The organism is Pedobacter sp. AC190 (genome assembly GCF_979258025.1).
This window is the reverse complement of record NZ_OZ409824.1, coordinates 3,268,600-3,288,778: the sequence shown is the minus strand read 5'-3', so window position 1 is coordinate 3,288,778 and position 20,179 is coordinate 3,268,600. Positions and strand designations below refer to the sequence as shown.

General features: G+C 38.3%; 32 protein-coding genes. 26 read left to right on the top strand and 6 right to left on the bottom strand.

Annotated elements, in window-relative coordinates; translation table 11 throughout:
- Positions 1–218 precede the first annotated feature (218 nt).
- Genes ACZZZI_RS14500 through ACZZZI_RS14470 form a run of 7 tightly spaced genes read left to right on the top strand, consistent with a single transcriptional unit; the run spans position 219 to position 3,068 of the window.
- Positions 219–572 (top strand): hypothetical protein, encoded by a 354-nt coding sequence (locus ACZZZI_RS14500; RefSeq protein ID WP_463489812.1) that lies wholly within the window; start codon positions 219–221, stop codon positions 570–572.
- On the top strand, positions 569–883 hold the full coding sequence (locus ACZZZI_RS14495; RefSeq protein WP_463489811.1) for a hypothetical protein: 315 nt from the start codon (positions 569–571) through the stop codon (positions 881–883). Before ACZZZI_RS14500 ends, ACZZZI_RS14495 begins: the two co-directional genes overlap by 4 nt.
- 4 nt (positions 884–887) lie before the next feature.
- Entirely contained in the window at positions 888–1,118 is a 231-nt protein-coding gene (locus ACZZZI_RS14490) for a hypothetical protein (protein WP_463489810.1), read from the top strand.
- Positions 1,119–1,131: 13 nt separating this feature from the next.
- Positions 1,132–1,575, top strand: a complete 444-nt coding sequence (locus ACZZZI_RS14485; RefSeq protein WP_463489809.1) for a hypothetical protein — start codon at positions 1,132–1,134, stop codon at positions 1,573–1,575.
- Positions 1,576–1,609: 34 nt separating this feature from the next.
- Positions 1,610–1,795 carry a hypothetical protein gene (locus ACZZZI_RS14480; protein WP_463489808.1) on the top strand — a complete coding sequence of 62 codons (186 nt, stop codon included), beginning with the start codon at positions 1,610–1,612 and terminating at the stop codon, positions 1,793–1,795.
- A gap of 8 nt (positions 1,796–1,803) precedes the next feature.
- Positions 1,804–2,526, top strand: a complete 723-nt coding sequence (locus tag ACZZZI_RS14475) for an SOS response-associated peptidase (protein ID WP_463489807.1) — start codon at positions 1,804–1,806, stop codon at positions 2,524–2,526.
- 5 nt (positions 2,527–2,531) lie between these two features.
- Positions 2,532–3,068 carry a hypothetical protein gene (locus ACZZZI_RS14470; protein ID WP_463489806.1) on the top strand — a complete coding sequence of 179 codons (537 nt, stop codon included), beginning with the start codon at positions 2,532–2,534 and terminating at the stop codon, positions 3,066–3,068.
- Between the two features lie 62 nt (positions 3,069–3,130).
- On the opposite strand, the gene ACZZZI_RS14465 is transcribed toward ACZZZI_RS14470, so the two are convergent.
- Entirely contained in the window at positions 3,131–3,340 is a 210-nt protein-coding gene (locus ACZZZI_RS14465) for a DUF6965 family protein (RefSeq protein ID WP_463489805.1), read from the bottom strand.
- Positions 3,341–3,390: 50 nt separating this feature from the next.
- Between ACZZZI_RS14465 and ACZZZI_RS14460 the strand changes: the two genes are divergently transcribed.
- The 4 genes from ACZZZI_RS14460 (at position 3,391) to ACZZZI_RS14445 (ending at position 4,767) form a co-directional block, all read left to right on the top strand.
- Positions 3,391–3,579, top strand: coding sequence for a DUF3606 domain-containing protein (locus ACZZZI_RS14460; RefSeq protein WP_463489804.1), 189 nt, complete (start codon positions 3,391–3,393; stop codon positions 3,577–3,579).
- Positions 3,579–3,959, top strand: a complete 381-nt coding sequence (locus tag ACZZZI_RS14455) for a hypothetical protein (protein ID WP_463489803.1) — start codon at positions 3,579–3,581, stop codon at positions 3,957–3,959. The genes ACZZZI_RS14460 and ACZZZI_RS14455 overlap by 1 nt, the downstream gene beginning before the upstream one ends.
- Before the next feature lie 246 nt (positions 3,960–4,205).
- On the top strand, positions 4,206–4,562 hold the full coding sequence (locus tag ACZZZI_RS14450; protein WP_463489802.1) for a hypothetical protein: 357 nt from the start codon (positions 4,206–4,208) through the stop codon (positions 4,560–4,562).
- Between the two features lie 13 nt (positions 4,563–4,575).
- Positions 4,576–4,767, top strand: coding sequence for a hypothetical protein (locus ACZZZI_RS14445; RefSeq protein ID WP_463489801.1), 192 nt, complete (start codon positions 4,576–4,578; stop codon positions 4,765–4,767).
- Between the two features lie 286 nt (positions 4,768–5,053).
- Here the strand turns inward: ACZZZI_RS14445 and ACZZZI_RS14440 are convergent, their stop codons facing one another.
- The 5 genes from ACZZZI_RS14440 to ACZZZI_RS14420 all read right to left on the bottom strand — a co-directional run bounded on the left by ACZZZI_RS14440 (position 5,054) and on the right by ACZZZI_RS14420 (position 7,867).
- Complete coding sequence (locus ACZZZI_RS14440; protein WP_463489800.1) at positions 5,054–5,515, bottom strand: ASCH domain-containing protein; 462 nt, start codon at positions 5,513–5,515, stop codon at positions 5,054–5,056.
- A 715-nt stretch (positions 5,516–6,230) separates the two neighbouring features.
- Entirely contained in the window at positions 6,231–6,440 is a 210-nt protein-coding gene (locus ACZZZI_RS14435) for a putative quorum-sensing-regulated virulence factor (protein WP_463489799.1), read from the bottom strand.
- A 13-nt stretch (positions 6,441–6,453) separates the two neighbouring features.
- A complete protein-coding gene (locus tag ACZZZI_RS14430; protein WP_463489798.1) occupies positions 6,454–7,347 on the bottom strand; it encodes a phosphoadenosine phosphosulfate reductase domain-containing protein in 894 nt (297 codons plus the stop codon).
- A 21-nt stretch (positions 7,348–7,368) separates the two neighbouring features.
- Complete coding sequence (locus tag ACZZZI_RS14425) at positions 7,369–7,587, bottom strand: hypothetical protein (protein WP_463489797.1); 219 nt, start codon at positions 7,585–7,587, stop codon at positions 7,369–7,371.
- Positions 7,580–7,867 carry a helix-turn-helix domain-containing protein gene (locus ACZZZI_RS14420; protein WP_463489796.1) on the bottom strand — a complete coding sequence of 96 codons (288 nt, stop codon included), beginning with the start codon at positions 7,865–7,867 and terminating at the stop codon, positions 7,580–7,582. The genes ACZZZI_RS14425 and ACZZZI_RS14420 overlap by 8 nt, the downstream gene beginning before the upstream one ends.
- Before the next feature lie 251 nt (positions 7,868–8,118).
- Between ACZZZI_RS14420 and ACZZZI_RS14415 the strand changes: the two genes are divergently transcribed.
- Genes ACZZZI_RS14415 through ACZZZI_RS14345 form a run of 15 tightly spaced genes read left to right on the top strand, consistent with a single transcriptional unit; the run spans position 8,119 to position 20,175 of the window.
- Positions 8,119–8,757 carry a hypothetical protein gene (locus tag ACZZZI_RS14415; RefSeq protein ID WP_463489795.1) on the top strand — a complete coding sequence of 213 codons (639 nt, stop codon included), beginning with the start codon at positions 8,119–8,121 and terminating at the stop codon, positions 8,755–8,757.
- A gap of 2 nt (positions 8,758–8,759) precedes the next feature.
- Positions 8,760–9,161, top strand: coding sequence for a hypothetical protein (locus ACZZZI_RS14410; protein ID WP_463489794.1), 402 nt, complete (start codon positions 8,760–8,762; stop codon positions 9,159–9,161).
- A 4-nt stretch (positions 9,162–9,165) separates the two neighbouring features.
- Entirely contained in the window at positions 9,166–10,248 is a 1,083-nt protein-coding gene (locus ACZZZI_RS14405; protein WP_463489793.1) for a hypothetical protein, read from the top strand.
- On the top strand, positions 10,249–10,602 hold the full coding sequence (locus ACZZZI_RS14400) for a hypothetical protein (RefSeq protein ID WP_463489792.1): 354 nt from the start codon (positions 10,249–10,251) through the stop codon (positions 10,600–10,602).
- 6 nt (positions 10,603–10,608) lie between these two features.
- Entirely contained in the window at positions 10,609–10,935 is a 327-nt protein-coding gene (locus tag ACZZZI_RS14395) for a DUF6706 family protein (protein ID WP_463489791.1), read from the top strand.
- On the top strand, positions 10,929–11,261 hold the full coding sequence (locus tag ACZZZI_RS14390; RefSeq protein ID WP_463489790.1) for a hypothetical protein: 333 nt from the start codon (positions 10,929–10,931) through the stop codon (positions 11,259–11,261). The genes ACZZZI_RS14395 and ACZZZI_RS14390 overlap by 7 nt, the downstream gene beginning before the upstream one ends.
- On the top strand, positions 11,252–11,692 hold the full coding sequence (locus ACZZZI_RS14385; RefSeq protein WP_463489789.1) for a hypothetical protein: 441 nt from the start codon (positions 11,252–11,254) through the stop codon (positions 11,690–11,692). Before ACZZZI_RS14390 ends, ACZZZI_RS14385 begins: the two co-directional genes overlap by 10 nt.
- Positions 11,685–12,089 (top strand): hypothetical protein, encoded by a 405-nt coding sequence (locus ACZZZI_RS14380; RefSeq protein ID WP_463489788.1) that lies wholly within the window; start codon positions 11,685–11,687, stop codon positions 12,087–12,089. The genes ACZZZI_RS14385 and ACZZZI_RS14380 overlap by 8 nt, the downstream gene beginning before the upstream one ends.
- Before the next feature lie 14 nt (positions 12,090–12,103).
- On the top strand, positions 12,104–12,628 hold the full coding sequence (locus tag ACZZZI_RS14375; RefSeq protein WP_463489787.1) for a hypothetical protein: 525 nt from the start codon (positions 12,104–12,106) through the stop codon (positions 12,626–12,628).
- Between the two features lie 39 nt (positions 12,629–12,667).
- Positions 12,668–13,171: a hypothetical protein gene (locus ACZZZI_RS14370; protein ID WP_463489786.1), complete on the top strand. Its 504-nt coding sequence runs from the start codon at positions 12,668–12,670 to the stop codon at positions 13,169–13,171.
- Between the two features lie 17 nt (positions 13,172–13,188).
- Complete coding sequence (locus ACZZZI_RS14365) at positions 13,189–13,362, top strand: hypothetical protein (RefSeq protein ID WP_463489785.1); 174 nt, start codon at positions 13,189–13,191, stop codon at positions 13,360–13,362.
- Entirely contained in the window at positions 13,363–17,463 is a 4,101-nt protein-coding gene (locus ACZZZI_RS14360) for a tape measure protein (protein WP_463489784.1), read from the top strand.
- The gene (locus tag ACZZZI_RS14355) at positions 17,463–18,368 is read left to right on the top strand and encodes a hypothetical protein (RefSeq protein ID WP_463489783.1); all 906 of its coding nucleotides are present in this window, start codon (positions 17,463–17,465) and stop codon (positions 18,366–18,368) included. The genes ACZZZI_RS14360 and ACZZZI_RS14355 overlap by 1 nt, the downstream gene beginning before the upstream one ends.
- A complete protein-coding gene (locus ACZZZI_RS14350) occupies positions 18,368–19,603 on the top strand; it encodes a hypothetical protein (protein ID WP_463489782.1) in 1,236 nt (411 codons plus the stop codon). Before ACZZZI_RS14355 ends, ACZZZI_RS14350 begins: the two co-directional genes overlap by 1 nt.
- Positions 19,600–20,175 carry a hypothetical protein gene (locus ACZZZI_RS14345; RefSeq protein ID WP_463489781.1) on the top strand — a complete coding sequence of 192 codons (576 nt, stop codon included), beginning with the start codon at positions 19,600–19,602 and terminating at the stop codon, positions 20,173–20,175. The genes ACZZZI_RS14350 and ACZZZI_RS14345 overlap by 4 nt, the downstream gene beginning before the upstream one ends.
- Positions 20,176–20,179 lie beyond the last annotated feature (4 nt).

Below are 20,179 nucleotides of genomic sequence, written 5' to 3'. Positions count from 1 at the left end.
AATTTAGATTATGTCGATGGATATCGACAGTAAAAAAGGTAAGCATTAAATTGTTTACCTTTTTTATTTCCAAAACTATTCTTAATAATTATGGTTCTATTATCAGGATTTAAATATATGATTGGGTAAAGCAGTTACATTCATTTGTAGCTGCTTTTTTTTGTTACTAAAATTATTTTGTTTTGCTAAAAATATTAGTAAACTTTGCATAACAAATAATGGAAACAAATATTCAAACATTCCGACCTGCATTAGAAAGACAGATCCAAAGCTGGTTCTGGCTTAATAATTTTATGCGTCCATGGATTTTGAGTCTTGATAAATTAATAGAGGTTGATGGTAGCACGATTATAATTAATCTTGTTGGCTTCAATGAGTTATACACAGAGCGATATTTCAAAGGTCAAATTAAAGAAATAGCTCCAAAATTGATTGAAACTCTTTTAAAACCCAACCTTGCTAATTTTATAAAGATTATAGGATTTCGTGGGCATACTTTTCTAATTGTTATTCGGGGTCGGGGAGAATTATTTGAGAAAGTATTAGGAATTAAAAATCCAGATTGGGAATGAGCAGCTTTGGACCACCTCCAGACTTCGCACGTGATTACAGGGCGCATCTGGCATTAACAGCAAAAAGGAACAAACAGTGGATTTTCAGTAAAACTACAAAGAAGTGGTATACACCTGAAGAATTTGGTTTTGCAAAGGAAGATATTAAAGTGCATAGAGGTCAAGCTTCGGCACCGCAGTTGATTTTGATGGATCCTCGACAAGCCCTTGACATTGCAAATGCTCAGGTAGTAAAAGCATCGAAGTTTATTGAAGAACACTCAAAACGGGTTTGGGAATATTACAACATTGAGCCTAAGAAAAAATTATAGACAAATGAACCACGATGAGTTTAAATTCAAGGCACAATTTGTTGATGAGGTAATTGATTGCAGGCTACAATTGTACTGGCCAGATAATTACTATCTATTTCTAAATAACTGCCTACATGGAATATTAATGAAGCGCTCTGATCACTGGACTTTTACCGCAACTGGTGGTCAAAAATATGATTCAGATGATATTTTGGTACTTGCAGAAATGGTCAAAACTAATTTCAACAACTAATGTTATAAAAAACATGAATACACAGGAGTTTACAATGTATCATTTAACTGGAACAGTGAAGGTTAAGCTTGAGCAAGAAGATGAGGTTTTCTTTGTTTCCATTAACGATGACTTTTTGGGATCAATGGAAATGGTCACAAATGCTGATGTTGATTTCACAACAGATGATGACAAACTGCAGGAGTATGTGGAAGGTATCTCGATGTACCTTCGTAATGAAAAAGCTAAAATGAAACTCGGTGAAAAGCTCATGGAAAGGTACTCACCTAACCTAATCACTTATCAGTATCTCGGCGATGATGTATTAGAACTTGTTGCACATCCAGAGTCAGATATTGAGGAATTTGGCAATGCCATTCGAGACTTAATATATGATGATGTAGAATTTGAATCTAAACTCAGCGTTGTCTTGAGCAAGGAAGGAAATGGTAAAACTTTTCATTTTGATATAAATTAAGATGCTCAAATTAAGATACAATCTAAAGCATCCAATGCGAACTGATTACCACTACCAGATATTTCAGATTAAACCAGGTGAACCTTATCAATTTTTCTTCAATGATAACAGAATTGGCAGCATTGAAAAGATTGATGGTAAATGGGAACAAATTAGTGGAAGGGAAACTCTCGATTCGATAGTCGAAGACATGGGTAAATTTATCGAGCAAAATTCGTAAATTAGTTTATGTGTTATACTGCAACCCAAGTCGTAAAAGCTTACGAGTTACAGAGCTTTTTGCAAGCAATAGTGCCAGAAACTTTACCAGATTCTGAATATTATAAGGCTGATGGATTTACTCATCCATCATTGATCGTATTGAATGGTAATCGAGAGTTGAAACTTATGCAATGGGGTTTAATTCCAATTTGGGCGAAAGCTGATGCAGCGGCAAAACTTTCTAACAGCACATTAAACGCAAAATCTGAAACGGTGAGAACACTACCGTCCTTCAAGGGAAGCATTGGTAAAAACCGTTGCATTATACCAGTGAATTCATTTTTCGAGTACAAACACGTCGATGGAGATAAACTTCCATACTGCATCCATCCAAAAGAGCAACCATTCTTTAATTTAGCTGGCATCTACTCCAATTACAAACAATCTGATGGAAACTGGATAAGCACTTTTAGTATTCTTACACAACCCGCGAATGTCTTCATGGCTGATATCCATAATTCAGCCAAAAGAATGCCGATGATGCTCTCAAATAGTCTTATTGATGATTGGATCAATCCTAACTCCCCTTCAAGCTTGGTCGATGATATTATGCAATATGCCTGCGATGATTCAAGTTTGGCAGCTTATAGAGTTAGAAGGGATTTAAAGAAAGCACCTAACGATTCATCGGTTCTACTAAGCGTGAGTGAGCAGCCAGAAATACCAATTAGTGATAATTTATCAATCTAAAGATTATGAATGCACAGGACCAAATCAAAAACGGAGCAAATCCTTATGGCGTAACCTTAGCAGAAAACATCAATAAGGTATTACCAAAAGCTAAATGTATTTATAGTAGTGGTAATATTTGTTTACACTTACCAGATTCACCAGGTTATAAGGCAAGCAGCAAGGGTTGGTTTCATACATTGCTAGAAACTTTACCAGAGATTGATGCACCATTAGAACGTTTGCAAGCGATCATCTATGTTAACGAGGCAATTGAATGTGTTACTATTATAAATCCTTCAGAGTTTGATGCTATGGCTATGGACAAAGCTATAATTGATGGTTTAAGCTTTTCCAGTGATGCGCCTCAAGGTTGGAATGTTCCAATGCCTCTAGACCATCCTTGGTATTCAGATAAATCCTATTTCAAAAAAAGTGGTGCTTTAAAAGATTATGCAACTAAAAAAAATCATCCTGAAGCTCACCTGTTCAAACAGATAAAAGATCAACCTAACGTCAAGACTATTCTCGATAATATGAGAAAAGATGGCTTAGATGTGTAATATCGGCTAATTACCCGATAATCGAAATTATCGGGTACTGATTTATTCGACTGGTCAGTAAGTTAGCTATTACTTTCAATCACTAACTTCATCGCTTTCAATCTCCAGAGTAATGGTTGATTAACTTTGCTATCTGGATTCGCTCTTAAAGGTGCAAAGTGTGATTCCAAGAAGTGAGCATAATCATTTACTTTCGTTGCGGCATCTAAATAAACTGGCATATCTGGCTTAGGTGCATTTCTAAACCATTCTTCTAATTCTTGGATATTCATCGTGCGAAAGTAAGTTAAAACTATTTGCGTTTACTTGATGTTTTATCAACATGGACGATAAATTGAAACAAGATGGTCGTGACGATGCTAAAGTAGATTTGAACGACCCAAATGAAGTGAGTTATGCAGCTCAGCAAGCTGGAGTGAGTACTCAAGAATATAAGGACTATGCTAAAGCATCTGGGAGCTCAAGCAGAAAGGTAATTGCTGATTACATTGTTAAACAGAAAGGTAAATAATGCCACGTCGTAAAAAATTTAATGTAAAGCTCGATGGAATCGCAGAAAAACTTGGAGCGGAAGTTTACAATGAATCGTTTGGGTTCGTTTGCTTACTTCCTGCAGATGTGCATGAAAGTGTACTTGGTCGGGGCGATAGCGTCGCGGAAGCTGTAAACAATTGGGATGCTAAGCTAGAAGCACATTTACGCAATGCTGGCCCTGATGATCCAGTTGTGAATTTCGTTAAGAATCACTTGGCCCTTGATAGAAAGATTGATACAATTATGCCAATCATTCCTAGAGTAAGAAAACAGGTCGCCTGGTCCGACGACAACAAACCTGCCCATGTGATTGAATGGGAAAGTCAGTTCAGACCGTATAAAGGAAAAGGTTCCTAGGATCTTATGTCATAGCTAAATAAAGAGAACCAGAGAAATTTCTCATTTCTCAAACAATTATAATGTTGCATTGTTCTTATCTCATCATCCACATATGATGATTCATACTTTGGTTAGTTTGGTTAAAAAGCCCTCAATTATTTGAAGGCTTTTTTTGTGAACTAACCTTTCGGTCACATTTGTTCAACTTGTTCATTCACAACATTTAACAATCATAATAAGTAGCTTCAATGTTTAATCTTTGTTATGAGAAAGATTGTGCTGTTGATTTTTATGCTCACATATTTGTCGAGCGCAAAAGCTCAACCAGGTGTGGGCTGTTTGAGAAATCTAGATGGATTACTTTACACTGAGAAAAACTTTTTAGGATTCTATGAGCTTGTTCTCGCTAAATATCCCACCTCCCCACCAGCATGCCCAAGAGTTCAATTAGGAGCTAAGACGGGTAATATATGTAAATTCACTTTAACAGGACCCAATAATGATGAATACAATTATATACTTTACACAGCAACTGGGCCATATCAATGTGATATCGATGATTATGTTTACGCAATCCTTGTAATATGTGTATTTATAGGAATCAGAAAAATAATAAATTAATAAAAATAGAATTATGTTTAAAGCAAACTCTCCATGGCTTTATTTAAGTTTAGTCACCTGCCTAATGATAGTGGCATTCATATTGGGTAAAATTTCTCCCACCGAGCCAATGACTATTACAAAGAAAGACTTAGAGAAAAATTGTAATGGAGAAATTGGATGTATGGCTGCCATTATCAATGCAGGATACACTGTCGTTGATTAACCGTTTGGGATTTCTAATCACTTAATCGTAATAAGGAAAAAACCACCTTTTGGGGTGGTTTGGACTTTAAGGTTTTCTTGCATCATCAAATATTTTCAACGAATGTCCGCATCGTTTGCAGATATAGAATTTTCTTGGAGTAATTTCATTGTATTTGTGAAGGCCGATTTTGCATAGCAGGTCTCCAATTGATTTTAATATTTTCATAGGTTTCGTAAGGTAGGTCTAAAAAATGAGTGTGTTTTACGGAAAACCGTAATCATGTGTTAGATTGAGGTTTAAAATTTTATAAATCCGATAGACTAATTATTTGCGCTGTTCCAATAACTTTAAAAGGTTTTTCATATTCCCATAAAGACAAAGCACCTTTAATATTCAGTATTGGGTTTTCGTAAAGAACAGCATTTTCTAAAACCCAATTATAAACTGGCCTTTCCACCTCGATGCCTTTTCGCAGTACGATTGCGCTATGCTCCGCCCAAATAGATGAATGGCCAAACACACAATCAACGATATCAACCTCGCCGATGATGGCTCCAAATGGCATTATACCTTTTATTGCGGTTTCAAAAATAGGCAACGACAATATTGTAAGTTGATCATTCATTTGAACATTGAACTTAGTAGCTGCTGAAACATGAATATAAATCCTGCCCCGAAAGTTTGTGCGCCAAGTACGGTTCTCAATGTCTTTAATCCCGTGAGCGATCAAGGATGCCCAAGGTTGCTTAATTGATAATGTTTTCATAATTTTTTCCGATATTGTTATATGGTAAATAATTTTAAAGAGTTCAAAAAGCCTTTAATTGAAATAATATTGCTGATTTTAGTAATTTTCATTCTTAGCTGGATTTTTGGCCCTGAGTATCTATTGTTTTCTAGGCAATTGTAACTAATCATGCTCTTTTGCTGCAATCAGCCCGTACATTTCTGCACAGACTGATTGAACATTTTCCCAAACTTTTCTGCCTCACTCCTGTTAATGTAACATGTCACCATTTAAAGCAGCAATAATAGTAGGCGTAACAATTGGCCTTGTTTCATTCGTAGGATTTAGAGTATTGATCAGTAAAACCAATTCAAATCACAACGATGAGATGTTCGTTTAACAAATAATTATTAATTATTTCGGCGGATAAATTTTTTGAGGAGGATCAGGATCATAATCTGCACCAGTCATTATCTTTTTGTCCTTAAGTGTCCTATTATCTATCGGTGGTTTTTTTCGCGGTTTAACTTCTTTCTTCTCACAACTACCGACGAATATTGCGAAAGCAACTACTATCATTAACTTTCTCATATATTTACCTCCCATACCCTATCCGCGATCAACTGATCAACTGCGTGTTTATCAATAAATAATTCTTGACCCTCTTTATTTAAATCATACATTCCTCCCTCGAATGATTGAACAGTGATGATTCCGTCAGGAGCTGTCAATTGGGTTCCTTCACGTAGTACAGCTACCATTTTGAACCCCCTTTCGATTTCGGTTCCTTTGCTGCCTGCTTTTCCAGAACATCGAAGTTGTCAAGGATGTAAGGCTTTAACCTACCCGCTCTTTCATTACGATAGAGCCATAGTAAATGGCTTGCTGGCACATTCACTAACGCTTGCCCCGTATATTTTCCAAAAGGCATTGGCGTTTTATCTGTAAAAATTTCTGTTTCCATGTTGTTGTTGTGATTAAATTTCAATTTGAAGTTGGTTTCTCACCATTGCTTTGCAACCGACAAACATTGGCATAAAGTCATCTAATAACTCAGCGTCTTTCTTTATCTCATCCATCCGCTTTTTGCTTGGATTCTGATTGATATCAAAGCCATGTTTTTGAATGGCATGCTTTCTAATTCGCTTCATCCAGTCTCCCCATTCAGGGTCGAATTTTGAACATGCCAGTCTTGATGCTTCATTCTGCATTGTACCGCAATTACATTCTCCTGATCTACCAAGTGCAATTGCAACTGGATTCCTTTTAATTCCTGCACTCTCGATAAGTTGCCTACAATCTGACTTTTCCCAAAAATGAATGATGTTTACCCATAGATTATTTCCTTGCCATTTATATGGATTATCTCCATATAACTTTGCCCTTTTACCACTCTCCTCTATCCGAACTCCGTTTAGCAGAAGAATTTTCCTTCCCGCTATACCTCTTCTTAAAAACTTGGAAATTGCTCTGTCAAAGGGATTTGTTTTTAGAATATGATAGCTGTACTCGTGTGCTGTATCTCCGACACCGAAGAAGCCTTTTCGATCTACGTAATCTTCGAAAGCAGTACCAGCATCAGCCTCAATGAATTTAATTTTATGCTGTTCGGCCAGATCTTTACAGTATTTTTTTACTGCTGGTAACCCTGAACCAGTCACGCCATGGATGATTGCATCAATCCTGACGCCAAGCATGATTGCTACATGCAACGCTGTGATTGAATCATCACCTCCTGAAAGCATCAACACAATTGCATAAGGGTTATGTTTTAGTATTGCTTGCAATACTATATCCTTGCTTTGAATAATGAGATCATCTAAACCATAAGTTATTGCAGGAACGGTTGCTATATTGGGCTTTCTAAGCAAATCTGATTGAACGCCTCTCACTTAAATACCCTCCCAAACTTCGAAAGCACTGTAAGATGCCATATCTGCATCTGATACAACTCGAAGATTGAATTTCATGTCTTTGATAAGCTGACGAGCTGATGCAACTTGTTTATCTAAGTCTTTAGCTTTAAACATCGCCTTCCCATTCTTGAAGTTCTTCACCCTGCTAGAAAACATATCGATAAATCTTTCCAAATCAGATTTTTTCTTAGTCATTGTGAACCTCCTCTCCTAGTTTATCTTCCAATAGGGTGTTAATGTCAATGCCAGTCAGATTTGAAATAATAATCACTACTGCTAGAGATGGCAGAGCACGTTGCTCTTCATAAGCAGCATATGCTGGCCTGCTAATCGATAATTGAGAAGAAAATTCTTCTTGGGTGAACCCCTTTTGCTTTCTGATTAGCTTGAGGTTGTGGCTTAAATTCTCGGCTACACTTTGAGAATCAAACGAACTTGATATGGCTTCGCCATTACACTGTTTTGATGTGTTCATGTTTGCTGTTTTTGTTAATCGTGTTGTTGTGTTTGTCTCGCCAGAAGTTGCTGCTTCTATTGGCTAAGACAATGCAATTATAATTAGCAAAATCCGTATTTCCAAATAATATTAAAATTAAATTAACTATTTAGTTAACTGTTTATAACTATTTATAAACAATTTAAAGCTTTATAAACATATCCTTTGGATATATTAACGCCTTTAATCTATCTTTGAGTAAACAAATTAGTTAACATTAATTTAAAAACATGGCATTTAGAAAAGAAATCTTTCAAAAGCTTAAAGCGAAGCACAAAAACGCACCAAAAAGCATCCTTGATAGGGTTGCTGACCAGCTTGAAAAAGGGGTAACAGAGGAAACGGAAGTGGATGAAGCTGTAGATAATGCAGATGATTTCGTTGCGGGCCTTTCTACACTTTTCCAATCAGAAGGTGATAGACGCGCGGAGCTTGCATTGAAAGGGGTTAAACCTGATGCAAAGAAAGAGGGCGACGAAGTCGAAACTCCATTACCTGGTAAGGATGATAAGGAAACACCAGCTTGGGCAAAAGCTTTAATCGAATCGAACAAACAAGTTACCGATCGGCTGAACGCAATAGAACAAGGAAAAACCGTCGATTTAAGGAAACAAGCTTTGGAAACTAAATTGAAAGGGGTTGACGAGAAGTTTGCAGGACAAACACTTAAAAGCTTTGGTAGAATGAAATTCGATACAGAAGAAGAATTCGAGACCTACCTGGAAGAAGTTGAGAGTGATGCAGCAGAGTTTACGCAAAATCTTTCAGACAAATCATTGTCTCAACAGAGAAAGCCACTCTCTGGCCAAAAAGTAGAGGCCGAGGCTTCCAAGGCGGAAGTCGATGCAGTTTTAGATAAAATAATTTAATTATGTCAACTACAGTAAATCTTAATGACGACAATATTGCGGTAAATTCCACGAAAGATGGAATCGCTATTGTAGATTGTTTCGCTGAGATACGCGGTGGCAGATCTTTGAATGTAACAGATTATCCTCTGCCAACAATCCAAGCTCTGCATCCAATTATCATGCAAACATCAAACAAGGATTATAAGCCAATGCCTTTAACACAGGATAAAACTGGCTTTGATGCTTTACCTGCTGGACACATCTATGCAGGAGTATTACGAGCTTCAATCTTAACTAAAAAAGCCTTTGCGGGTATTATGACGCAAGGAACCGCTAACCCAGCTGCTGCTCCTTTTCCGTTGACAAGTATTTTGTCAGCAATGAAAACAGCACTACCATTCATCGACTTCAGGGAGGATTAATTAAATGGAAACATCATTATTTATTGAGTACGTAAAAAAGTACTTCAAAGCAGTTTCACACGGTGTAATTGAAAAGCTTAACGGCACCAAAAAACAGCTAACCTATTTGCATAAAACCATGCTTCGTAAGGAGTACTCTGTTTCTGGTAAATGGGAATCCTTGACCGTTAATGGTTCAATGGTATCTGCCGATTATGTCGCAATGGATTCGAGCCTACCATTGAAAACCAGAGATAGCATCGGGAAAGCAAGTGGCGATATTCCTAAAATCGGGATGGAACTTTCTTTGAATGAGAGAGAGCTAACCGATTTAGATACTATGGTTGCAACTCAGGAAGCTGAAACAGCGATCGTTGCAAAATTATTCAGAGATACACCAAGAGTAATTGGTGGTGTTCTTGAGCGTAATGAAGCGAGTTTCTTAATGGGCTTATCAACTGGCTTAACTGTGGTTGAGGACGATAAAAACACTGGTACTGGTATTCGTTTGGATTTTAAATACCCTAACGAAAACAAATTCGGCGTCCCTGTTTTATTCTCAAATCCAGCATCGAAACCACTAACAGTGATCAACGAACGCATTTTGGCTAAAGCAAGTTTAGATGGCAATGGTGTGTTCAAAGTGCTGGTTGATAGAGCAACTTTTGCCAACATTGCAAAATCTGATGAAGCTAAAGATTTGTATGCCGCTAACGTAGGTAACTACAGCGACACCAACCGTCCAACTCCAAATTTAGCTAAGCTGAATACAGCAGTACAGGATGAGTATGGATATGTTTTCGAGATTGTTGACCGTAGTGTTGTGATTGAGAAAAATGGTAATCGTTCAACCTATAAACCATGGGCTGTTGGTGCTTTAGTTGCGGTAAGCGCTGAGATTGTTGGAACATTAACGTATGCTAAACTGGCTGAACAAAACCATCCAGTTGCAGGAGTAGAATACCAGGTTGTTGATGAATATATTTTGGTTTCAAAATATCGTCAAAACAAACCGTCTCTTTCAGAATACACCAGCTCACAAGCTCGTGTAGTTCCTGTTATTGCTGAAACTGTCTATTTAATGGATACCCTAACAATTCAAGCATAAATGGAAAATTTCAATAAAAATTCATTGAAGTCTGCTGTAGGAAAATATGGTCCACTTCATTTAGTAGAAAAAAAGTCTGAAGACGATATCAAAAAAGAAATCGAAAAGGACGACCGCAAATTCACTGATACTCAAATCGCTGATATCTACAGTGCAATATTAGATCCTTCAATACTTGAAAGCGATAAACCTAAAGAAGCTAAGGTATTTAAATATACCGTGCTTACTCCATTCAGAGATTTAAATGATTTCTCAAAGGAGCATAAGGTTGGATCTGATGTGAGCAAATTCGATGCTCTTAGATTGGCTTCTTTAGTCGAAAACGGTTTAGTTGAAAAAGTAGAGCAAGATTAAGCTGAGATGACGATCGGGAATTACATAAGAGCAAAATTTTCTAGGTTCCAGTTCACTGTTAGTGATGAGGAGCTTGAGGCTATGCTGGTTGATTTAGAGTTAACTCCTGAAACGGAGTATAGAGCTGAATTTTCCGACAAAGTGAAGAAAGTTATGATCAGTGTAATTCCCGAACTGTTGATCGCTCCAGATATCAGTCAAGGCGATTATTCGATCAAGTACAAAGTTGACGGGATTAAAGCTTACTATTCTATTTTGTGCAAGGATTTAGACTTACCAGACATTTATAACCCTATTCAAGATGCTATAGTTGGCAGGGAGGATATATGGTAAAAACGATTCAATACCCTCATACACTGAAAGTGAGTTTTGCATCGCAATCTTCAACCAAAGACGAGAATGGTGATTGGATTAAACCAGATGGCAGTACCGAATTGGATAACCTTAGATGTAGAGTTGAACCTAATTCAAAAGGCGCTTACACTAAAGGAGAAGATGGTAAAAGAATCGAGTTTAGTTCAATCATTTATATCGAAGGCAGAATAGAAACAATTCCTGTTGGTTCAAAAATTCATGTATATGATGGAGAGGAGCTGATAATATCCACCAGTTCTTTAAAATTTTCAAGAGACAGTTTTCATTCAAGGTTATGGGCTTAACTCCGACATTCACTAAAGCAGATATTAAAAGAGCTATTAAGCAAAAGGTTGATGCATACAGGGAAGCCGCTACCGAAAGGTTGATTTATGCTGGAGAGCAGTTCGTCAATTTAGCTAGGCAGGTTAATACTTATACCGACCAGACAGGAAACTTAAGAAGTTCAATTGGCTACATGGTGCTTTACAATGGAAAAGTTAAAAGCCAAGGTTTCGAAGGTAATAAAGCGGAAGGGAAAAAGGAGGCTAAAAGGATTGCAAATCTTATCGCTGCTGGTGATACAGGGGGTTTCATCTTAGTTGGTGTAGCAGGAATGGATTACGCAGCCGCGGTTGAGGCTAGAGGCAAAGATGTCATCACTGGATCCGAAAAGGTCACTCAAAAATTATTGAAAAGAGCTTTAAAAAGTTTAAACAAAAATTTCGATGTCTAGAAAACTTTCTGTTGAGGTTATTGAGATAGCTTACAAACTTCTAGTGGCGGTCTTGACAAATATTGAAATTTTCAAGGGGAATAAGCCAGACAATTTTACGGGAGAATGCATTGTTATCAATGCACTTCCCATGTCAAGTGATCAGCTGCAGTCTTGCATTATAAATGTCAATGTCTTTGTTCCCAATCTAACCCAAAAAGTTGGAGCGTCACAGGATAAGAGTCAAGCAAACTACCCCAGGATAAAAGCGCTTAGCTTGATTGTAAGCGACACCCTAGATGAAGTTGATCAGGATGACTGGAGCTTAAACATTGATCAGGAATACATAATATCAAACGATGGGTTTGACGAGCACTTCAACAATTTCAGGATAGAATTTAGAAACGAAAACATTTAAAAAAATTAAAAATTATGGCAAAGTCATTAAAAGGTTATAAAGAATTCCGATTCGGAGCCATTGCATCAGATGGAGGCATGGGCACAGTACTCACTGCAATTGGCGCGACTGTAAAAGGATCAGTTACCGCCACTACTTCAGAGGCTGCTACACAAGATTTCAATATCGAAGAGCAATCCGAGGCATTTGAATCAGTCGTAACAGAGCAGCCGCAGTTATCTGGCGTGCTAGAATGCTACGATGTAAGTCCAGATAATGCAGTAAAAATTGCTGGAGGAACCGTGACATCATCAGGTACAGGAGCTAACAAAAAGAAAGTATACACTCCGCCTGCAGTTTACAATCCTATCGAAGTATCTGGAGAGATTGAAAGTAAAAACGGAGGAGTACTTGGTGTGGTGCGGATGCAGTTGTTGCCAGTTTGGCAATTTAACTTCCAAGACAGTGAACTTGGAAAACTTATCATCAACTGGAAAGCGTTAGCGCCAACCAAAGCAGCTACGGGAGCTTGGTCATTATCGGTACCAGATCCCGCATAATTTAACTAGCCCCGCGCAATCGGGGCTTAATCAAACTTTATGGATGAAAGACAAAATCTGAAGCGAACTGGTGATGTTATCCTTAACAAAACAATCGACGTTGAGTTTGATATCGTTAAGCCTACGTTGATTGAGAAAATCAGAAAGAAGAAAGTTAGAGTTTTTAAAGTTAGAAGAGCATGCTTAGACACCTTACTTCTCTTCTCCAACTTGACTCTTGACATCATCACTGAAGGCTCAACAGAAAACAAAACATTGGCTGAACATTTAAAAGCCATTTCATGTGATGTAAAACTCACAGTAACATTAATTGCAATTCTACTGCTTAACACAGATGAATTACCAGACAACAAATTAGAAAAGTGGTTACTAAGGAATCTTGACAACGATGACTACTATAAAACATTGGTCATCCTGGTTGATCACTCTCGAATAGAAAATTTTTTGAATTCTATCATCTTACTAAAAGGGATGAGTCTACTGAAAACGGAGGAGATGATAGCCTTCGAAAACATAGTATCTGGGATGCTATCGGAGGATTAATTAAATATTATCCATCGATGGATTGGGAGTTTTGCCTAAGAGGCACAAGTTGGGCCAATCTAAAAATGATGATGGCAGTAATCCCAGAAATAAAATCGATAAAGGATGATGATGATAACGACAAAAAATCATCATCACCAAAGAACAAAAAATCAGAAGTACAAAATAGTTTAGAAGAAGCAGGTTTTTAAATGGGAGTTAGAGTTACAGATGGAGCATTAGGCTGGAAAGCAACTATCGATGATAGTGAGATTGATCGTGTAGCTGCTCGTATCGAAGCTAGAATTTCTGGTTTAACAAAAAAAATCAAAGATGAAGGCAGTGAGTTAGAAAACTGGGCAAAACGAGCCGCAGGATTAGCTGCAGGTTACGCTTCGTTTGCGGGTGCTAAAGACTTAATAGATAACATCATTCGCGTTAGAGGCGAATTCCAACAATTGGAAATCGCCTTTACCACCATGCTTAAAAGCAAGGATGAAGCAGATAAGCTGATGGCTCAGGCTGTTAGATTAGCTGCGACTACTCCTTTTGGTTTATCTGATGTTGCGAGTGGTGCAAAGCAATTACTTGCATATGGAACCGCTGCAAAAGATATTGTCCCAACACTAACTATGCTTGGTAACGTGGCCAGTGGTGTTGGTGCTCCATTAAACGACATTGTTTATTTGTATGGCACTCTACAAACTCAAGGACGTGCTTATTCAAAGGATATCCAACAATTTACAGGAAGAGGTATTCCAATTATTAAAGAACTTGCCGCACAATTCAAAGTAGCAGAGGGCGAAGTAATGGGTTTAGTTGAAGCTGGAAAAGTTGGCTTCCCAGAAGTGCAAAAGGCATTCCAGGCAATGACTTCCTCATCAGGCTTATTCTTTAACTTGATGGCTGAACAATCGAAATCATTAACTGGCCAGTTATCCAATCTTGAGGATAGTTTCGACGGAATGCTTAACGCAATAGGAAAAAGCAACGAAGGAATACTAAACGATGGTATTGCTGGATTGAATCTCCTTGTAGAGAACTACGAAAAAGTTCTTACTGTAATCGGATTATTAGTTACAACATATGGCTCATACCGAGCGGCATTGGTTTTAGAAGCGGCGTTAGCTCAAATTTCAGCCGCTAGAACAGTTGGAATGACTACTGCTGAATTATTACATCTTGGAGCAATTACAACAAAGACAGCAGCTCTAAGGATTTTAAATTCAGTGATGGCAGCTTCACCAGTAATTGCTTACACAGCATTAATCACAGCATTAACGGTTGCTATTTATGCTCTAAGTCAGACAACAAGTGCAGCTGCTGTTGCTACAAAGGCTCTTGGACAAATCGAAGGTGAATATTCTGGAAAGCTAGCTGAGCAAAAACTTGCACTTACTGAAATACTCAAAGTTGCAAAGGACAGAAATGTAACAGAGGATGATCGGATCGCGGCTGTTAAAAAACTTAACGATTTAAATCCACAATTTCTTGGCGGGTTAAATGCGCAGAATGTCTACACCAAAGAGGGCAGCAAGGCAATTGAGGAGTACTTAAAATGGCTTGAAGCAAAATTGCAAGGAGAAGCTGCTTATGCTGTTAAAGCAGAGGCTGTAAAACGAATTGCAGAAAGAAATGCTAAGGCTAGCCTAGATCCAACGGACAAAGGCTTAGATTTTACTACCAGGTTAGGTTATTCACTTAAAAATTTTTTCAAAGGCCGCTCCATGCTTTCTGCTCAAGACGAAGCTACGGATATTGTAAAAGAATTAAATAATCAAGATCAAAAAATTATAGATGCGGTAGATAAAAAATACAAAGATCAATTAAAGCAAAGAGTTACTGGAGGACTTACACAAACAAAACCTGATATCACACCTACAATCCATAACAAGGCCTTCTATGAAAAAATTGTAAAAGATAACACTGAGACTCTTGATGCACTCGACGAGTCTGCTAGTGATTTTAAAAAAAGGGCGGCTCCCCTCAAGAAAAAGATTTTAGATGCTCAAAAAGCATTGCTTTCGTTCGATCCAGAAGGAAAAAATCTAGTTAAAGAAAATGATGAGTTTGAGCGATGGACTGACCGAAGAGTTGAATTAATAGGGAAAATTTCAGATGCTTATCAAGGCGCAATTTCTAATCAGAAATCTCAGAATGAGCAAGAGATTGATGCTAATAGAGCCAAGTATAAAGCAATACGCGAAGAAATTGATAAGTATAACCTAGAAGCAAAACGCGAGAAAAAACCGCTTATAGGACAAGCCACTTACAAAATGGTGGATAACGCAGAATCTAAAGAACAATATGAAATAGAATATAAACAACAAACTACAACCCTCATATCAGAACTTGAAAAACAAAAAGTCGCTTATGCAGCATTCGAGCAATACAAATTAGATTTCGGGGAGAAAAAAGCAAAGGAAAAGTTTGATAGCGATATCAATTTAACGAAGACCTATCAGCAAGTTGTTGAAGAGCAATTGGGTAAATTATTGACTAAAGACCCTACTCAAATGACTGGTGCAGAGAAATCAGCTCTTGAAGCAGTCAAAAAGCTGAATGACGAAGCAATTAAAGCGGAATCTGATAAGAACGATGTCCTTCTAAAAGAATTCCAGAATTATGCTCAGAAGCGAGAAGGTATTCAAGAAAAGTTCTTGACGATAGCAGCTGATTTTAGGAAAAAAGGTGATACTACATCTGCGCAGGAGGCAATAACCAAAGGTGAAGAGGAAATAAAAGCTCTTGATGCTACGCAGATCAAGAAAATGAGTTCTTACAAAAATCTATTTGAATATGTTGGTAGACGGACTAAAAAACAGATTCTGGAGGCTATTGCACTTTATGAAATCGATCTCAAAGCTTTTAAAGGATCTGCTGAAGAAAAGGCAAAAGCTCAAAAGCAAGTTAATGATCTTAAGGCATCAATCAAAAATGATTCATCAAAAGACTTAGAAAACGTCGTTACCATGTTGGAGCGTGTGGGAAGCGAATTCTCTAGCATAAACTCTGATATCGGAAATATTGCCACAGTTCTTTTAAATGCTGCTCGATCTTATGTTGAGATACAGAAAAATGTAAAAACATTTAAGGATCCTAAAGCTTCCACAACAGATAAGATCGGTGCAGGTATTGGCATTGCTGGTGCAGCGATAAGCGTGGCAACAAGTGTTATTGGCTATTTCAAAGGGTTGAAAGCTGCGAAAGAAGCTGCTTGGAAAGCTACGGACGATTATCAAGCCGCTGCTATAAAAGGTGAGTTAGATTACCAGGCGTTACTTAGGAAACGCGAATCGGATGATATAAAACGTGGCAAAAATAGTTACAAGGCTATTGTTGATCAACTGGAATTGCTTAAAAAACAATCGCCAGAAATACAAAAAGCCTATGATAAGATCTTCTCCTCTCTCCAAGGCGAAAGCTACACTAGTGGAATTGGATATCAACACGGTACTTGGTTACGTAAGGCAAAGACATGGGATATCATGGCCAGTCTTGCTGGCTCGCAGTATGCCGATCTTGAAAAACTTTATACCCAAGGTAAACTACAGGACCAAGCTAAAGCTGATTTTGAAAGCTTAAAAGCTTTAAGGGAAGAATTAAAAGAAGCAGGAATAAGTGTTGAGGAATTACAAGGTCAGTTAAATGAGCTTCTAACTGGAACAACTGTTGGAGGTTTAGCGGATAGTCTTTCTCAATTATTTGAGAACGGAAAGTATGCAGCTACTGACTTCGCGGATTCTTTCGAAGAGATTATGAAGAAAGCTATAACAAATAGCTTTAAGTACAAACTTCTGGAAGATGGTCTTCAACCCTTTTATGATGAGTTTTCCGATCTGTTTACGAAAGGTACTCCAACGAAGGATCAACTAAATGCTTTGAAAACGCAATATCTTGCTTTAGGAAAAGAATTTGGTGACAAGTTTAAAGACCTTGAGGCAATCACTGGCATTAGCCTCACCGATAAGACGAAATCAACATCCGCTACAGGAACGATCACGGCGGCTGGCTTAACTGAAGATACAGCAAATAAATCAATTGGTGTTTGGAGGGGTCAGTATGATCTAACGAAAATTCTTGTTAAACAATCGTCTGATAGCTACATGCAATTGGTGATGATCGGCAAATCTTCAAGTGATTTATATAATCAGGGTGTTGCAAACTCCATTGAGCTTCAACAGATCAACGCTAACACGTTGCGAACAGCAAACAATACTGACAACCTTGATAAAAAGCTCGACAAGATCATCGCAAACACTGGAAGTTCCACAGGTTATCAATCTTTAATTAACGGAGGGTTTAAACCGTAATGTATAGTTTAGGAGGAGTTGATTTGAGTGCAGTCTCTTTTATCGGAGGCGTACAGCAAAATAGCGATATCGCTTTGTCGGGCATATTTGATATGCCAGCTCGATTAGGGAAAACGTTTCATAATTGGGCGAACATGAATGGTATTGAGCCTTACGTAAGTGCATCAGAGATATTTTTTGGGGGTAGATCACTTGACCTCGTAGGCTTTTTGAAGGGAATAGATAAAGCGGATTGTAATGCGAAGTTCGACTCTCTGGTTTCACTGATTGATAGCTTTACTGATTTAGTTCCGTTGGTTTCGAATTGGGGAACCTACCAGGTATATGTAAACGCTCCAATAAACGGGGAACGATTATCGAGTAATATTCTTGCGGTAAAGATTCCAATGAGAGAACCAATTGTAAATCTTAATGGTGTAAAACCGACAAGTTCTTCAGCTGAGTTTGGAGTTGATGGGATTTCGTTTGCAGCTCTTGGTGGTGCAAGCCTAAAGCTTTCTGGTGATCGATGGAATAGACCAGCGCCCAAAAGTGATTCGACATCAGTCTACGGAAAAGAGGTTGCAATCATGACGAATAAGCAAGCAGCCGAGCTTACCCTCACTTTAGGAATTAGAGATTTGACCTTTGCAGGTTTAAGGCAAAAAGTACAAAATTTAATTGCATTACTTTCTTCACCAGGCTTAAGAACACTGACATATCAAAACGATAAGCTCAGGAGCTTTTTCGTAAAAGATGGATTCCAAGCATCCGCTTTATATGCGAGACGAGCAATGAAGTTTTGTGTGCTCGAAGTTAAAATCATGCAAGTAGATGTTTTCGCTTCATCCCTTGACAATTTATTTGATGGTGATTTCTACCAGATGGTTGATATCGATAACAATAAAATAAAATTAATAATATAATGGACAGAATATTTCCTACTAATTATACTCGGCTTACAACGATTACTGGAAACGAAAAGGTCTTTGTGGCTCGTGGAAGTGATGGCAAACCTTTCTATGTGCTATTTTCTGACTTGATGGTAGCGGGACCAGTTGGCCCCAAAGGAGACACAGGAGCGACAGGCACAGCTGGTGCAACTGGAAGCCAGGGTCCGCAAGGGATTCCTGGTTCTACAGGAAGTCAAGGCCCAAAGGGTGATACTGGAGCGCAAGGTATCCAAGGAGTAGCTGGACCAAAAGGAGATACAGGGAATACTGGTGCCACTGGACCAAAAGGTGATGCGGGCGACATAGGACCACAAGGTCCGATTGGCAATACTGGCCCAGCTGGCGCAACTGGAGCAAAAGGTGATACTGGAGCGCAAGGCCCTCAAGGGGAACCTGGGCCATCAGGAGGATTAGTTAATACAGATGGCCTTTCCGAAGGTTCAACAAACAAATACTGGACATTGGCCAGAACTGTCGGGGCTTTGTTGACGGGATTTAATGCTGGGAGTACGCACGTTGCGGTAGCTGCAACTGATACAATCATGCAGGCATTGCAAAAGATATCTGGAAGTATCTCAGCGTCAAATGCAGCTATTTCAGGTAAAGAAGCGTCAATAACTGCTGGAACTACTTCCCAATTTTTTATTGGTGATAAGTCTTGGGCGAATATCCAAAGCACGGTTTTGGGCGTTTTACTAACTGGGTTATCTACAGCTTCAAGTGCTGTCGTCACCGTTTCTGATACCATTCTTGGCGCGATAGGGAAACTACAAGCGCAAGTTTCATTAAAGGCTAATATTGCTGGACCTACCTTTACAGGTGTCGCATCTGCTCCAACAGCGGCGCAGGGAACCAACACCACACAGATAGCTACGACATCTTTTGTCGATACAGCTATAAAGGTTTTACTTATTAATACACAAGTGGCCAGTTACAGTTTAGTCCTGACGGATGCAGGTAAGCTTGTACGAATGAATGTTACAACAGGAAATACATTAACGATTCCAACGAATGCAACCGTTGCTTTCCCAATAGGTACGCAACTTGTTTTCAAACAATATGGAGTTGGACAAACTACATTAACTCCAGCAAGTGGGGTTACCCTGAACTCATCAAACGGATTGAAAACAAGGATTCAGCATTCGGGAGGCACATTAATTAAGTCAGGCACAAACGAATGGGATGTTATGGGAGATTTGACAACATGATAGCGGCAATTCATGGCGCAATAGCAAAACCCGTTTCAAGTGGTGGCTCTACAGTATTAAGTCAAATCATTAATATCAAAATTGATGACACGGTACGTGGAGCAATTACAGATTGGAATTATTGGGCTTCGTACACGAGTAATTCTTTAAACCTTAAAAATAGCGCAGGCGCTGATACAGGAATCAATCTACTGGCTTTAACTGGCACGATAACAGGCGAGGATCAGGGAACACCACCATCATCTGTAAGATTTCCTTCATCAGTACTTAAATACTTGACTTATACTATCGATCAAAATGCAACTTACAGGTTTACTGGATTAAATGCATCAAGGAATTACAGGTTGATATTTGGCACTTACATTACTGCAGGAGCAGGAACAGAAAGTAACACGAACATTGTAATCAACGGCGTGACTACGCTTTATGATTGCTCAAACAATGGTTTCCATACTTTATCTATTGATGTAAACTTGCCAGCATCTGGAATCATAAATTTTGCAATGAATATTATTGGCAGCACTGGAAACGTCTGCTTGAACGGTTTAATCTTAGAAGAATACACACCTTAAATTA